The 13,747-nt window shown below is 69.0% G+C and carries 16 protein-coding genes; 6 read left to right on the top strand and 10 right to left on the bottom strand.

Features of this window, described 5'->3' with window-relative positions:
* Positions 1-225, top strand: a 225-nt coding sequence (locus Q0R13_RS08050) for a transposase (RefSeq protein WP_293902091.1), incomplete at its 5' end; no start/stop codon positions are given.
* A 12-nt stretch (positions 226-237) separates the two neighbouring features.
* Here Q0R13_RS08050 and Q0R13_RS08055 read toward each other — a convergent pair.
* Positions 238-450: a hypothetical protein gene (locus Q0R13_RS08055; RefSeq protein ID WP_293902093.1), complete on the bottom strand. Its 213-nt coding sequence runs from the start codon at positions 448-450 to the stop codon at positions 238-240.
* Positions 451-921: 471 nt separating this feature from the next.
* On the opposite strand from Q0R13_RS08055, the gene Q0R13_RS08060 reads away from it, so the two are divergent.
* Together Q0R13_RS08060 and Q0R13_RS08065 are read left to right on the top strand one after the other, a co-directional pair.
* Positions 922-2,196, top strand: a complete 1,275-nt coding sequence (locus Q0R13_RS08060) for a type III PLP-dependent enzyme (RefSeq protein WP_293902096.1) — start codon at positions 922-924, stop codon at positions 2,194-2,196.
* 97 nt (positions 2,197-2,293) lie between these two features.
* On the top strand, positions 2,294-3,349 hold the full coding sequence (locus Q0R13_RS08065) for a deoxyhypusine synthase (RefSeq protein WP_293902099.1): 1,056 nt from the start codon (positions 2,294-2,296) through the stop codon (positions 3,347-3,349).
* Positions 3,350-3,408: 59 nt separating this feature from the next.
* Here Q0R13_RS08065 and Q0R13_RS08070 read toward each other — a convergent pair whose 3' ends face one another.
* From Q0R13_RS08070 to Q0R13_RS08080, 3 genes are read right to left on the bottom strand one after another with little or no spacing between them, the layout of a single operon-like run.
* Positions 3,409-3,843 carry a hypothetical protein gene (locus Q0R13_RS08070; protein WP_293902102.1) on the bottom strand — a complete coding sequence of 145 codons (435 nt, stop codon included), beginning with the start codon at positions 3,841-3,843 and terminating at the stop codon, positions 3,409-3,411.
* A gap of 11 nt (positions 3,844-3,854) precedes the next feature.
* Complete coding sequence (locus Q0R13_RS08075; RefSeq protein ID WP_293902105.1) at positions 3,855-4,184, bottom strand: hypothetical protein; 330 nt, start codon at positions 4,182-4,184, stop codon at positions 3,855-3,857.
* Positions 4,181-4,561 (bottom strand): DUF2089 domain-containing protein, encoded by a 381-nt coding sequence (locus tag Q0R13_RS08080; protein WP_293902108.1) that lies wholly within the window; start codon positions 4,559-4,561, stop codon positions 4,181-4,183. Before Q0R13_RS08080 ends, Q0R13_RS08075 begins: the two co-directional genes overlap by 4 nt.
* Positions 4,562-4,678: 117 nt before the next feature.
* On the opposite strand from Q0R13_RS08080, the gene Q0R13_RS08085 reads away from it, so the two are divergent.
* Positions 4,679-5,476, top strand: coding sequence for a phosphatase PAP2 family protein (locus Q0R13_RS08085; protein ID WP_293902111.1), 798 nt, complete (start codon positions 4,679-4,681; stop codon positions 5,474-5,476).
* Between the two features lie 203 nt (positions 5,477-5,679).
* Here the strand turns inward: Q0R13_RS08085 and Q0R13_RS08090 are convergent, their stop codons facing one another.
* On the bottom strand, positions 5,680-6,456 hold the full coding sequence (locus tag Q0R13_RS08090) for a molybdopterin-dependent oxidoreductase (protein ID WP_293902114.1): 777 nt from the start codon (positions 6,454-6,456) through the stop codon (positions 5,680-5,682).
* The gene (locus Q0R13_RS08095) at positions 6,453-7,298 is read right to left on the bottom strand and encodes a cytochrome b/b6 domain-containing protein (protein ID WP_293902117.1); all 846 of its coding nucleotides are present in this window, start codon (positions 7,296-7,298) and stop codon (positions 6,453-6,455) included. Before Q0R13_RS08095 ends, Q0R13_RS08090 begins: the two co-directional genes overlap by 4 nt.
* A 230-nt stretch (positions 7,299-7,528) precedes the next feature.
* Between Q0R13_RS08095 and Q0R13_RS08100 the strand changes: the two genes are divergently transcribed.
* The gene (locus Q0R13_RS08100) at positions 7,529-8,446 is read left to right on the top strand and encodes a thioesterase family protein (protein ID WP_366852604.1); all 918 of its coding nucleotides are present in this window, start codon (positions 7,529-7,531) and stop codon (positions 8,444-8,446) included.
* A 246-nt stretch (positions 8,447-8,692) separates the two neighbouring features.
* On the opposite strand, the gene Q0R13_RS08105 is transcribed toward Q0R13_RS08100, so the two are convergent.
* Complete coding sequence (locus Q0R13_RS08105) at positions 8,693-9,568, bottom strand: alpha/beta hydrolase (protein WP_293902120.1); 876 nt, start codon at positions 9,566-9,568, stop codon at positions 8,693-8,695.
* 167 nt (positions 9,569-9,735) lie between these two features.
* On the opposite strand from Q0R13_RS08105, the gene Q0R13_RS08110 reads away from it, so the two are divergent.
* Positions 9,736-10,362 carry a TetR/AcrR family transcriptional regulator gene (locus tag Q0R13_RS08110; RefSeq protein WP_293902123.1) on the top strand — a complete coding sequence of 209 codons (627 nt, stop codon included), beginning with the start codon at positions 9,736-9,738 and terminating at the stop codon, positions 10,360-10,362.
* 24 nt (positions 10,363-10,386) lie between these two features.
* On the opposite strand, the gene Q0R13_RS08115 is transcribed toward Q0R13_RS08110, so the two are convergent.
* The 3 genes from Q0R13_RS08115 to Q0R13_RS08125 all read right to left on the bottom strand — a co-directional run bounded on the left by Q0R13_RS08115 (position 10,387) and on the right by Q0R13_RS08125 (position 13,380).
* Positions 10,387-11,601 carry a pentapeptide repeat-containing protein gene (locus Q0R13_RS08115; protein ID WP_293902126.1) on the bottom strand — a complete coding sequence of 405 codons (1,215 nt, stop codon included), beginning with the start codon at positions 11,599-11,601 and terminating at the stop codon, positions 10,387-10,389.
* A 90-nt stretch (positions 11,602-11,691) separates the two neighbouring features.
* Positions 11,692-12,645 (bottom strand): magnesium transporter CorA family protein, encoded by a 954-nt coding sequence (locus Q0R13_RS08120; RefSeq protein ID WP_293902128.1) that lies wholly within the window; start codon positions 12,643-12,645, stop codon positions 11,692-11,694.
* 63 nt (positions 12,646-12,708) lie between these two features.
* Positions 12,709-13,380: a CHAP domain-containing protein gene (locus Q0R13_RS08125; RefSeq protein ID WP_293902131.1), complete on the bottom strand. Its 672-nt coding sequence runs from the start codon at positions 13,378-13,380 to the stop codon at positions 12,709-12,711.
* Positions 13,381-13,747 lie beyond the last annotated feature (367 nt).

A 13,747-nucleotide genomic window follows, 5' to 3' on the forward strand; every position in this document is an offset into this window, starting at 1 on the left:
CCGGGCAACATCACCCTCCTGCCGCTGCCGCCCAGATCGCCCGAGCTCAACCCCGCCGAGAACGTCTGGGAATACCTGCGCGGCCGATGGCTCTCCAACCACGTCTTCGCCGACTACGACGCCATCCTCGACGCCGTCTGCAACGCCTGGAACCGCCTCATCGCCGAACCAGATCGCATCCAATCCCTCGGATCACGACAATGGGCCATCTGCGGTGCAGATTAAGGGCGGTTGGTATCAGCCGCGGATCGCCGAAGCGAGCGCCGCTAACGCCGCGTACTGCGCGACCTTGCGTTCGGATCCCCCGGCCATCGGCGCCCGCGCCCGGGCCGCCACCTCGACGGCCTCGGAGAACTCCTGGCCGCCATGCGCGCGCGCATCGGCGAGGTAGGCCGCGATGGCCTCTTCGCCGTTCAGGTATGCCGCCGGATCGAAGGGCCGGGTCTCCACGTCAAACCTCCTGCGCGAGAGCCTTTGGCGCGCGCGATGTCCCGCGCCCGCGAGCCTTTGTCGCCATCGCATAATTGCGGGCCACCGCAACCAACCGGGCGCCCGGGTTCCGGGCCTCCGCTTCGGGGCGACCGGGACGATGGGGTTTGGGTTGCTCTGCTGATTGAGTCGTCAACCCAGGCGCCTGGTGGGTCCCGGTCTTCGCCTGTGGCGAAACCGGGATGACAGCCGTGGGGTTGGGAGCGGCGCGTGTGGTCCGGCGGCGCGAAGCGGAGCGCCGGGGCGCGCTTCAAAGACGCGGGCAGCCGGGCGCGGAGCGGGTGCGATCCCGGCGCGCGGAGGCGTCGCACACACGAAGACTTTACATGGGGGTCCATTGCCCCTATTTGCCTCGGCTCCGGCGGACCCGATGTCCTGAAAAGCGCTGCTAACGCCGGACTTGGTTCAACTATCTGATGGGGGCTACGTGAATTGCACACGTATCATACGCCCCTGGACCTGGTCCGCGAGCGGTCACCCGAACGTCCTGTCGCCTTTGCGCGACCGGATGCGGTGGCGGTAGCGGCGCGCTGGTTCCAGGACAGTTTTAAGGGCGACGTCTTCTACGCTGTGAAAGCAAACCCTTCGCCGTGGGTCATCGAGACCCTGGTGAAGACCGGCGTGAATTCGTTCGATGTGGCCTCGATCCCCGAGATCGAGCTGGTGGCGGCGCATGCGCCCGGCGCCCGCATGGCCTTCATGCATCCGGTCAAGAGCCGCAGGGCGATCGCCGAGGCTTACCACAAGCACGGCGTGAAGACCTTCGCGCTCGACACCCACGAGGAGCTCGCGAAGATCCTCGAGGCGACCGACGGGGCCGACGACCTGACCCTGATCGTGCGCCTGGCGGTGCAGACCGAGGGGGCGTCCTATTCGCTGAGCGGCAAGTTCGGCGTCGACCTGCACGAGGCGCCGGACCTGCTGCTGGCCGCGCGCCGCGCCACCCAGGACCGCATGGGCGTCTCGTTCCACGTGGGCAGCCAGTGCATGCGCCCGACCGCCTATCAGGCCGCCATGGCCCAGGCCTCGCGCGCCATCGTGCGGGCCGGGGTGGTGGTCGACGTGGTGGACGTGGGCGGCGGCTTCCCCTCGATCTATCCCGGCATGGTTCCACCGGACATGGACGACTACATCGACTCCATCCGCCGCGGCTTCGCCGAGATGGTGGTGACGGAGGACTGCGAGCTGTGGTGCGAGCCGGGGCGGGCGCTGGTGGCCGAGGCCTCCTCGATCCTCACCAAGGTCGAGCTCCGCAAGGCCGACGCGCTCTATCTGAACGACGGCAGCTACGGCAGCCTGTTCGACGCGGCGCACGTCAAATGGCCCTTTCCGGTGAAGCTGTACCGGGGCGAGGGCGACGCCGCCCGCGAAGTGGAGGGCCCCTTGAAGCCCTTTCGGTTCTACGGGCCGACCTGCGATTCCATGGATCACATGCCGGGGCCGTTCTGGCTGCCGGAGGACATCCAGGAAGGCGACTATATCGAGATCGGCATGCTGGGCGCCTATGGGGTGGCGATGAACACCCGCTTCAACGGGTTCGGCGACGCCGAGACCGCCATCGTGCACGACGCGCCGATGGCCTCGATGTTCGGCCTGGCCGGCCGCACCATCCGCCTGCCGCGCGAGCAGCAGGACGAGGAGCGGAGCAAGGTCGTGCGGCTGTCGCGTCCCAAGGGCCGCGCCGGCAAGAGCCGTCGCAAGCGGTAACTGACACGCACAACTGCTATAGGCGCGGCCGGTCGCTCCGTCCCGGTCGCGCCTGATCCATGGACGGGCGATCACCCTCTGAAGGGAACTTCCGAAGATGAACGCTGACGTTCAGAAGACCAACCGCAAGGCCGAACTGCTGGCCAACACCGTCGAGCACGTGGCGATCGACGCCTACGACGCCCGGCCGATCATCGACGCCATGCGCAAGATGAGCTTCACCAGCCGCGACACGGCGCGCGCCGCCGACATCCTGTCGATGGCGATCGAGGACAACGGCTGCTCGACCTGGCTGACCCTGGCCGGCTCCACCTCGGCCGGCGGCTGCATGCATATCTACCGCGACATGCTGACCTACGGGATGATCGACGTGGTGGTCTCCACCGGCGCCTCCATCGTCGACATGGACCTCTTCGAGGCCCTGGGCTTCAAGCACTATCAGGCGCAATCCAACGTCGACGACCGCGACCTGCGCGACCTCTACATCGACCGGATCTACGACACCTATATCGACGAGGAAGAGCTCCAGAACTGCGACGGCACGATCTACGAGATCTGTGAGAGCCTGGAGCCGCGCGCCTATTCCAGCCGTGAGTTCATCCACGAGATGGGCAAGTGGCTGGCGGCCGGCAACGCCAAGAAGCCCGACAGCCTGATCGAGGTCGCCTACCGCGAGGGTGTGCCGATCTTCTGCCCGGCGTTCGTGGACTCATCGGCCGGCTTCGGCCTGGTCAAGCACCAGGTCGAGCGGATGAAGGCCGGCAAGCCCTATGTCACCATCGACGCGGTGGCCGACTTCCGCGAACTGACCGACATCAAGCTGGCGGCCGGGACCACGGGCCTGTTCATGGTCGGCGGCGGCGTGCCGAAGAATTTCGCCCAGGACACGGTCGTGTGCGCCGAGATCCTCGGCCATGAGGCTGAGATGCATAAGTATGCCGTGCAGATCACCGTGGCCGACGTGCGCGACGGGGCCTGTTCCTCCTCGACGCTGAAGGAGGCCTGCTCCTGGGGCAAGGTCGACGTCACCTGGGAACAGATGGTGTTCGCCGAGGCCACCACCGTGGTCCCGCTGATCGCCTCGGACGCCTGGCACCGCGGCGCGTGGAAGACCCGCGTGAAGCCGCGCTGGGCGAAGCTGTTCGCGAAGTAGCGGCAAGTTGCTCCCCCGAAGAGGGGAGGAACGCGACGTCTCAAAGCAGCCCGAGGGCCCTATTCGCAGAAGATCCGCACCTTGGTCTTCTCCTGGTCCACGTCGACGGTCAGGTCGCTGAGCTGGTCGACCAGTTCCTCGAGGTTCTCCGGCTTCAGCTGGTGCAGGTCGAAGGGTACGCCGTGCTCGCGCAGGGCGGCGTTCACCTGGTCGCGGGCCTGGGGCGGGATGATGCTGGAGAGCCGGACGCCGGCGCGCAGCAGCTGCATCGGCACGCGGATGTTGACCTTGGTCGGCCCCTCGTCCGGCTCGTCGGTGTCGACGCAGACCCGCAGGTACCTGGGTTTGGCGCGGTTGGCGGGATAGCCCGGCTCCGGCGCGAACTCGGCCGGCTGCGGGTTGCGGTCCAGGGCGCTCATCAGGCGCTCGGCCTCGTCGGCATTGATCTTGCCCTCGGCGAGCATGTCGAGGATCGAACGGCGGTCGTCGTTCATGGCGGTCTCCTTCAGAGGATCTTGATGCGGACGCGGGCGTCCGGCGCATCGACGTCGACATCGATCCCGCTCAGCGACGTCAGCACGCGGCCAATGGCGACGACCATCGCGTACGGATTGATCCGCCAGAGCGGCGGCGCCAGGAACAGCAGCGGCGCCAGCAACACCACGAAGGGCGCCAGCATCCAGAAGAACGGCGTCAGCGGCAGCCACAGGCTCATGCGGAAGGGCTCGCCGCTCGCCTCCGGCCGCGCGGCCCGGCGACGCCGGCGCTCGTGCCGGACCCTGGGGTCGCGGCGGCTCAGCGCCACCGGCGCCGGCTCCAGGAATTTCGCGCTCATCGACGGCCCTCCAGTTCGGCGACCGCCTGGTCGGCGGTGATGTCGCCGCGGTTGAGGCGGTCAAGCACCTCGGCGCGGCTGGGTTGCGGATCGGTCTCGACCGTCTCCAGCACCGCGGCGATGCGGTTCAGGCGGGCCTTCACGGTGGGGTAGGAGACGCCGAACACCTGCTCCATCTCCTTGATCGAGCCGTGGCTGCGCACGAAGGCGGCCACGAACACCTGGTCCTCGGCGGCGAGCTGGGCCAGCTTCGGCAGTTCGAAGGCGCCCTCGATGGCGATCCCGCGCTCGGCCAGCCGCACCCGCTCGACCACGATGGCCCGCCCCTGGGTGAGCTCGGTAAGCGCCTGCCAGTCCTGTTTTCCGGCGTTGTCCATGCCTGGAAATTAAGAAAATCAATTTCAGAGTCAAGTTTTTTAATTGTGACAGTTGCCGGTTGAAAGCCGGGCGGCCGTCTGCGACACCGGGCCGACGGTTGCGGAGGATGGATGGGCATGCGGGCGAAGCTTCTTCTGGCGGCGGTTGCGGCCCTCGGGCTGATCGGGGCGGCGACGGCCCCGCCGCCGGCCCCCGCGATGCCCGCGGCCGGTCCCGGCGGCTATCTCGGCGACATGGCCCCCGACACCTACCGGATCCTGCCGCCGGCGCCGGTCGCCGGCTCAACCCGCTACCAGGCCGACCGCACCACCTATCTGGAGACCCGCCGGCTGCAGGACACGCCGCGCTGGAAGATGGCCCAGGGCGACGTGGACCAGGGCGGCCTGGTGAAGAGCCTGTCCTGCGCGCTGGGGGTGACACTGACCCGGGACAACGCACCGCGCACCGCGGCCCTGCTGGCCAAGGCCGGCGTCGATGTCAGCCGCGCCACCAACCGGCCGAAGGACATCTACAGGCGCCAGCGCCCCTATCTGATCGACGAGGGTCCGACCTGCATAGAGAGGTCGGCGGCGCTGTCGGCCAGTCCGGACTATCCGTCCGGCCATAACGCCTGGGGCTGGACTGTCGGGCTGATCCTGGCCGAGCTGGCGCCCGACCGCGCAACCGAGATCCTGGCCCGCGCCCGGGCGTTCGGCGAGGGCCGGCTGGTCTGCGGCGTGCACAACCTCAGCGCCGTGGAGGCCGGCCGCCTCAACGCCTCGATCGTGGTCGCCGCCCTGCACGGTCAGGCGGCGTTCCGCACCGACCTGGACGCCGCCCGCCAGGAAGTCGCCGCCGCCCGCAAGGCCGGCCCGGCCCCCGATCCGGCGGCGTGCGCGGCGGAGGCGGAGATCGTGGCGAAGTCGCCGTACTAGCACCTCCTCTCCCCCGGCAAAGCCGAGAGGGAGAGGGTAGGGAGAGGGTCGGCGCGTGAGAGCGTGATCCGCCGCTGGTCCAGCCAGGACCCATCCACGTCACCGCTGCCGGCCCTTGGTTCACCACTGGGAGAGCGCTCATGCCCAGCCGACCCTCTCCCAACCCTCTCCCTCTCCGCTACGCGGGGGGAGAGGAGGCTCGCTCAGATCCCCGCGTACCACTCGTAGCCGCGGTCGGGCCAGAAGCCGCCCTTGCCGCGGCCCAGGTCGTCGAGCTTTTCCACCGCCTCGATGCGCATGATGTACTTGGCCTGCTTGTAGCCGAGCTGGCGTTCGACCCGCAGCCGCAGCGGCGCGCCGTGCGGGACGGTCAGGGTGGCGTCGTTCATCTCGTAGGCCAGGATGGTCTGCGGGTGGTAGGCGTCGATCAGGTCGATGCTCTCATAGTACTGGCCCGTGCCGTCCAGGGTCTGCTCCAGGGTGTCGGCGCAGTGGAAGACGATGTAGCGGGCGTTGGGCTTCAGCTTCGCGCGGTCCAGCAACGGGCCCAGGCGCGCGCCCTTCCACTTGCCGATCGACGACCAGCCCTCGACACAGTCGTGGCGGGTGATCTGGGTGCGCGAGGGTTGGGCGCGCAGGTCCGCCAGGGTCAGCTCCAGCGGATGCTCCACCAGCCCGTCGACGGTCAGGCTGTAGTCGCCGAACTTGTTGTCGCGCAGGGCGACGTAGTCGTAGTCGGTCGGATCGATCGAGCCGTTGGGCTTGAAGTCCCGCGAAATGTCGGCGGCGGTGAACTCCTTGGCGAGCGCCTTGCGGTCGGTGACCAGCCGCTGGGCCCGCTGGGTCAGGCCCTCGGCCTTGGTCAGCACGCCGGCGAACGTCGGGTCGTTGGTGAGCTTGTTGCAGGCGCTGAGCCACAGCGAGCCCAGGGTCGCGCCGGCGACGCCCAGCCAGCGGCGGCGGTTGGTGGTGGTGCTCACGCCGTCTCTCCCTTTGCCGGAGCCTCGACCTCGATCGCGTAGCGGCCGGTGATCATCGAACGGATGTTGTTCCAGAAGCCCGACACCAGCACGAGCGCCACGTGCACCATCACGAAGGTGACGATCAGGCTGGCCGAGAGGAAGTGGAAGGTCCGCGCCGACTGTCGCCCGCCGAACAGGTCGACCAGCCCCGGGACCGTCGCATTGAAGCCCGGCGACATCGACAGCCCGGTCAGCACCATCAGCGGCAGCAGGACCACGATCACCGCCAGGTAGGTGAACTTCTGGATCACGTTGTAGGAGCGCGCCTCGTCGCCCTTGGGGAACTTCAGCTGGGCATGGGTGACGATCTCGTGGGCGATGTGGCTAAGCTTCAGCTGCGCGCGGTTGGGCAGCATATCCTTGCGGATATGGCCGCCGATCAGGCCCCAGAGCCAGTAGATCAGCCCGTTGATCACGAACATCCAGGCGAAGAACAGGTGCCAGCGCCGGCCGTCGGTCAGCGACCGGTAGCTGGGGATGGTCGCCCAGGACGGGAAGCCGCGCTGCTCGCGCAGGCCTTCCTTGCCGGACCAGCCGAACAGGCCGGTGGTGTCGAACTTCAGGTTCCCCACGGTGGTGACGCCATGCGGGGCGCCGGCGACGTCCTGCCTGGTCATCGCCAGCCAGGGCTGGGCGAAGGTCGATTTCGCGCCCCAGTACAGCGCCGGGTGGGCGTTGAAGATCTGCAGGCCGCTCATCAGCAGCAGGCTGAGCGCCAGCACGTTCAGCCAATGGGTGATCCGCGTCACCACCGTATGGCGGCGGATCATCACCTTCGCGGGGCGGGCCTTGTCAGCCATGAGCGTGGTCTCCTCCCAACCGCTGCCATTGTGGCGCCGCCCGGCTCGAACCGCGACCTCCAAAGAAGGTATCGGAACGATGTGTCAGGCGTCTGTTGCGACGAAGGCGGACCGCGAGTGCTCCGAGACAACGACACCGCCGTGGCCGGCGTCGGACGCCCGTGGCCGGGGCTGGCGGGTCCGCGCGGGCGCCCCTAAAGTTCGAACCGCGTAGGGGAGCTTGAGCGGCCTTGGCGGAAGTCGAAGTCTGGCGTGGCAGCGTGGCGGCCTGGGAATGCGACGCCATGGGGCACCTGAACGTCGGCTTCTATGTGGCCCGCTCGATGGAGGGCCTGGCGGGGCTGGCCGGCGAACTGGGCATGGCCAGCGTGTTCGCTCCGGCTGCCGTGACCACCCTGATGGTGCGCGAGCAGCACATCCGCTTCCTGCGCGAAGCCCGGGTGAATGCGCCGCTCGCCATGACCGGCGGGGTGCTGTCGCTGGACGAGACCGAGGCGCGGCTGCTGTTCGTCATGCGCCACGCCAGCGGCGAGCTGGCCGCCAGCTTCCAGACCCTGGTGACCCACGCCACCGCCCGCGACGGGCGAGCCTTTCCCTGGTCCGACCGCCTGCGGGCGCGCGCCGAGGCGCTGAAGACCGAGATCCCGGACGGCGCGGCCCCGCGGTCGATCGGGCTGGAGCCCATCGAGACCCAGGCCAGCCTGGGCCGCGCCGAGCAGCTCGGCCTGACCCGCACCGGCCTGGGCGTGGTGCTGGCGGATCACTGCGACGCCTTCGGCCGGATGCGGGTGGAGGGCTTCATGCAGCGCCTCTCGGACGCGATCCCGCACCTGTTCGCCGCGCACGGACGGCCGGGCCAAGGCGGCGGGCGGACCAACGTCGGCGGCGCGGCCCTGGAGTACCGGCTGATCCACCACGCCTGGCCGCGGGCCGGGGATCGGGTCGAGCTGCGCTCGGGCGTCGCCGGCGGCGATGCGCGCGTCCAGCGCCTGGTCCACTGGATGCTGGACCCGGTCAGCGGCCGCCCCTGGGGCAGCGCCCAGGCGATCAGCGTCGCCCTCGACCTGGAGGCCCGCAAGATCATCACCCTCTCCGACCCCGAGCTGGCCGAGATCCGCAAGGGCTGGATCGAGGGGCTGGGGCTTTAGACGCCCAGATCCGTGCGGCCTGCCTGACCCGCGGCGCTTGCTTCCCCCGCATGAGGGGGAAATGTCGCCAAGGCCGAAGGCGGGCGACAATGGGGGAAGTGTTGGGAAGGGACGCTCATTTCCCCCATCGACCCTAGAGCACGACAGCTTGAAGTGGATACCGGTTCAAGCGCCCGTCGTGCTCTAAGCTTTTGATTTAGAGCCTTTTTGTCTGGTTCAAATGATTCCATTTGAACCGGAAAGGCTCTAGCCGCCGGCCATTTCGCGCAGCACCGCCTGGACCAGGTCAGGGCGCTCCATGGGCAGGAAGTGGCTGGTCCCGGGGATGGTGTCGATGCGGATGCGGCCGGTGGCCCGGAGTTCGGCCACCTTTTCGTCAAGGCGGGCGGTCGATCCCGCCTCGGCGCGCAGGATGCGGATCGGGCAGCGGGCATCGCGGAAGGCAGCCCAGGGGTCGTAGTTGTGGGTGCGGAAGTTGGATGCCTCCCAGGCGGGCGTACAGGTCAAGGTGACCTCGCCCTGCGGCGTCGCGCGGAACCCGGCCTCGACATAGTCGGCCAGCTGCTCGGGCCGCCAGGTGCGGAAGCCGCCACGGCCCGTGTAGGCGGCCACGGCGGCGGCCTTGTCCGGGAAGCTGGCGCGGCGGCGGTCGGCGCCGTCGGCCAGGCGGTTGTCGGTGGCCGCGCCCGGGGCAAGGCCGGCGTCGAACACCACCGGGTCGAACAGCGCCAGCTGGCTTACCCGCGCCGGTTCGGCGGCCGCGGCCAGCAGGCTGGTGGTGCCGCCCATGGAGTGGCCGGCCAGGATCACCGGATGGTCCAGCTCGGTGGCCAGGAAGGCCAGCAGGTCGTCGCGCATCTCCACCCAGCCCTGCCGCCCCTCGATCACCGTCGGCAGGGTCGAGGCGCCGTGGCCGCGCAGGTCGAGGGCGAGGATGCGCAGGCTCCGGGCCAGCGGCGCCAGGATGCTGCGGTAGGTCAGCCCGTTGAAGCCGTTGGCGTGGGAGAAGACGATGTCGACGGGCCGGTCCGGCGGTCCCAGGTCGATGAGCGCCATCTCGCCGCCGCGCGAGGGCAGGGCCACACGCCGCGCCCGCGGCTCTTCCTCGAAGGTTCCGTCCATAGCCTTCCTTAGCGCGCTGACGTCAGGGGAGAGAAGCGCTCAGGCGGCCACCACCCCCGCGTCGTTCTGGCCAAACGGGCGGCGCGCTGCTATCAGCATGTAACTGACCGGTACGGTAAATTCTGGGCGATAGCTGGAGATCGCCCGGCGGCATTGCAAGGCGACCCATGGCGCGACCCCCGAGCGACACCCCCAAGGCGGCCGACCGGATCCTGGCGACCGCCGGCGAGCTGTTCTACCGCGAGGGCGCGCGGGCCGTCGGCGTGGACCAGATCGTCGAGCGCGCCCAGTCCACCAAGCCCAGCCTCTACCGGGCCTTCGGCTCCAAGGACCAGCTGATCGCCGCCTATCTCGAAGGCCAGGGCCAGCAGATGTGGTCCAATTTCGACGCCGCGGTGGCCGCCCATCCCGATGACCCAAAGGCGCAGATCCTGGCCTATGTCGACGCCCTGGGCGACCGCGCCCTGGGCAAGGGCTCTCGCGGCTGCGGGCTGACCAATGCGGTGGTGGAGTATCCCGACCCCAAGCACCCCGGCCACCGGGTGGCGGTCGGCCACAAGGACCGGCTGCGGAGCCGCCTGCGCGACCTGACCCGCGCCATGGACGCCCGTAAGCCGAAGAAGCTGGCCGATTCCCTGCTGCTGCTGATCGAGGGTGTCTTCGTGACCAGCCAGCTGTTCGGGCCCGACGGCCCGGCCGGCGCGGCCCGGGGCGCGGCCGAGGCGCTGATCGAGGCGCACACCAGGAAGGCTCCAAAGGCGGCGAACGATCCCCCTGGCCACGATCGCGTCTGAGGCCGTGCGCGAGCCCAGCGCCCCCTAGATTTCCAGTTCAGCTCCGGCCAGGTCGCAGCCGGCGATGCGGGCGCCGTCCATCTCGGCCTCGAGGAAGCGGGCGCGAGGGGCGCTGGCGCCGCGCAGGTCGGCGCCGCGCAGCGAGGCGCGGCTGAAGTCGGTGCGCACGAAGCGGTTCTCGCCCAGCGCCAGGGGCCCCATCTTGGCGCCGCGCAGGTCGGCGCGGGCCAACTGTGCGCCGGTGAACCGGGCCCCGCGCAGGTCGGCCTCGCGCAGGTTGGCGCCGCGGAAGTCGCAGCCGGAGAGGTCCGCGCCCTGGAACTGGGTCCCCTCCATGTCCAGGCCGAAGAAGATCGAGTTCGGCGCTGTCAGGCCCGAAAGCCGGCGGCGCTTCAGGGTCCGCATCGGCCGGAAGTCGACCTCGGCCATCTTCAGCGTCGCGCCCTTCGTCCCGCCGCTGTCGCAGAACGCCTCGTGCTCGGCCACCACCTCGGTCAGCGAGCGGTCGTCGATGTAGAAGATCGGCGGCGGCGCACGCAGGACGCCGGTCAGGTCGCAATCGTCCAGCCGCGCCTGGTTGAGATTCACGCCGTTCAGCACCGCCCGCTTCATGGAGGCGCCGGTCAGATCCGCCCCGCCCAGGTCGGCGCCGGTGAGGTCGGCGCCGTCCAGCACCGCGCGCATCAGCTTGGCGCCGGTCAGGATCGCGCCCGTCAGGTTGGCGTCGGTGAAGTCGCTGCTCATGGCCACCGCGCCGCTCATCTGGGCGCCGGCGAGGTTGGCCCCGGAGAGGACCGCATAGTTCAGTTCGCCCGGTCGGTGCTCGTGGCGCAGGATGCGGAAGCCGTCCAGTTTGTCCTGCAGCGCGATCCGCCCCTCGCGCAGGTCGCAGCCGGCCAGCTCGGCGCCGGCCAGGTTCGCGCCGCGCATGCAGGCGCCGCGCAGGTCGGCGCGCTTCAGGTTCACATGCCGCATGTCGGCTTCGCGCAGGTCGGCGCCGAACAGGATCGCGCGGGAGAGGTTGGAGCGCGCCAGGGTCGCGCCGCTCAGCCTGGCGCCGGTCAGGTCGGCGTCGCGCAGGTCCAGGCCTTCCAGCGAACAATTGGCCAGGTCGGCATAGGTCAGGTTCAGCCGCCGGCCGCCCGAACGCCCGGCCAGATAGCGCGAATGGGCGTCCAGGGACTCCCGGAGGGACTGGGCGTCGACCGCCAGATGATGCTGTTGGGGAACTGTGGACATTGCGACCTGCGCGTTCACCATGCCGCCCAGCTCTTTAAGGATGAGTTGCGCGACAGCCTTAACGCCGGTTCGAAAACGCGGTCTGACGACCTAAAGCCAGCCGCGGCGCTTGAACCACACCACCGGCAGGATGGCGGCGACCACCATGGCCAGCAGCGCCATCGGATAGCCCCCACGCCAGTGCAGCTCGGGCAGGATGTCGAAATTCATCCCGTAGATCGAGGCGATCAGGGTCGGCGGCATGAACACCACCGCCACCACCGAGAAGAACTTGATGATCCCGTTCTGCTCGATGTTGATCAGGCCCAGGGCGGCGTCCAGCAGGAAGGCGATATGGCCCGACTGGTGGCTGGCATGGTCGGTGAGCGACTGGGTGTCGCGCTGCAGGCTCTCCAGGTGGGCCTTGCAGTCCGCGTCGGTGGAGATCTCCAGGGCCAGGCCTGCGAAGCTGAGCAGGCGCGCCAGGCTGACCAGGCAGGTGCGGGTGAGCGAGGTCACCGACTGGGCCTGGGCCAGCCCGGTCAGCAGGGGCCGGAAATCGCCCCCCTGCGGCCGCTTGAAGATCGAGGTGGACGCCGCCTCGACCCGGTCGCCGGTCAGGTCGAGCACCTGGGCCAGGCGTTCGACGATGGCGTCCAGCAAGCCCAGCAGGGCGGCCGAGCCGCTGGCGGTCCCGCTCTCGGCCGCATGGCCGGCGAACACCGTGAAGGCCCTGAGGTCCTCGTAGCGCAGGGTGACCAGCCGCCCGGCGGCCAGCACGAAGGTGGCCGGGGTGGAAAACGGCGCGTCGCCGTCGCCGCGGGCCAGCAAGGTGGCGGTCATGAACGTGGCGCCGGCTTCCTGGTAGAGGCGACTGGACGGCTCCAGCGCCTCCATCTCCTCGACGGTCGGCAGCTGCAGGCCTAGCGCGGCCTCGACCGCCAGCTCCTCCTCGCGAGTGGGTTTGTTGAGGTCGATCCAGATGACGTCGGCGTCGGGCCGCCAGCCGGCGACACCCGCCTCGGTCTGGAACGCGGTCTGCCCGCGCCGAAGGACGTTCAGCATGAGGCGCCTCCTGACGCCCGCCCCTTTTGGGCGCGCGTCGTCGGACGCGTCAACCGTGACCGGCTACCTGGGGTCGCCGCCCCGGGTGGCGGCCGCGATTAGCGCCGCGATCCGGTCGGTCGAGTCGGCGGCCTGCGACAGCAGGCTCATCGGGCCCTGGCCGGGCCGAACGGCGGTGGCCATCTGCGAGGCGGCGGACTGGGCCATGGCGATGGCGCCGTTCTGCATCCGGGCCACGCCCGAGTCGGCCATGATCCGCGCCGAGGCGTCCGGATAGATGAAGCCGTTGGTCGAATAGGTCGAGCCGCCCAGGTCGCGGTTGGGGTCATACCAGACCTTCACCTCGCTCCAGTCGCCCTGCTGCGAGACGTCGATGACGGTGACGTCCTTCTCCACCTTGCCGCGCGAGCCTTCGATGGGGCTCCAGTTGGCATGGGTGATCTGCACGACACGGTCGGTCAGCACCTGGCTGACCACGGCCACATGGCCCAGGCGCATGCGGGCGGTGGGCTTGAAGCAGAGGACGGCGCCGGCGCGCGGCTGGAACCCGGTTTCGTAGCGGCCGGCGGCCTGCTGCCACCAGGTCCAGGCATCGCCGAACAGCTGGATGCCGGACATCAGCCGCGCGAACGGCACGCATTGCCAGTATCCGTCGGCGCTGGCGCTCCCCGGCGCCGTAGCGACGAAGGCCGCGGCGGCCAGGGCGCCCAAAAGGGTCCTCGTCCGTTTACGCATGCTCTCGGTAACTCCCCGACTTCCCAAGCGAAGGGGTAACCGTATCCGCCTTGAGTGAAAAGAGGGTTTACGCCCTGCGGCGAGAGGTCGCCGCTGAATTGTCCACACCCCGGGTCAGGCATGACTGATCGGTACGGCGAACGATGTATAGTCGTGACATGGTATTTACCGAGTAAATTTAACGGATCGAAGAAAACTATTCGCGAACATTTCCGCCATATGCCGTAATTGAGCTGTTGCAAACCTGATTTTCGACCATTGTTTAACCGGTTGTAATCTAAATATAGCCTCGCTTCACGGTGCGGTAACAAGGCGAAACAAGAGCTCGCGGATGGCGCCCGTGTTTTCGGCAGGACTCGCCCAAGAG

The organism is Phenylobacterium sp. (assembly GCF_025351295.1).
Classification (GTDB): Bacteria; Pseudomonadota; Alphaproteobacteria; order Caulobacterales; family Caulobacteraceae; genus Phenylobacterium.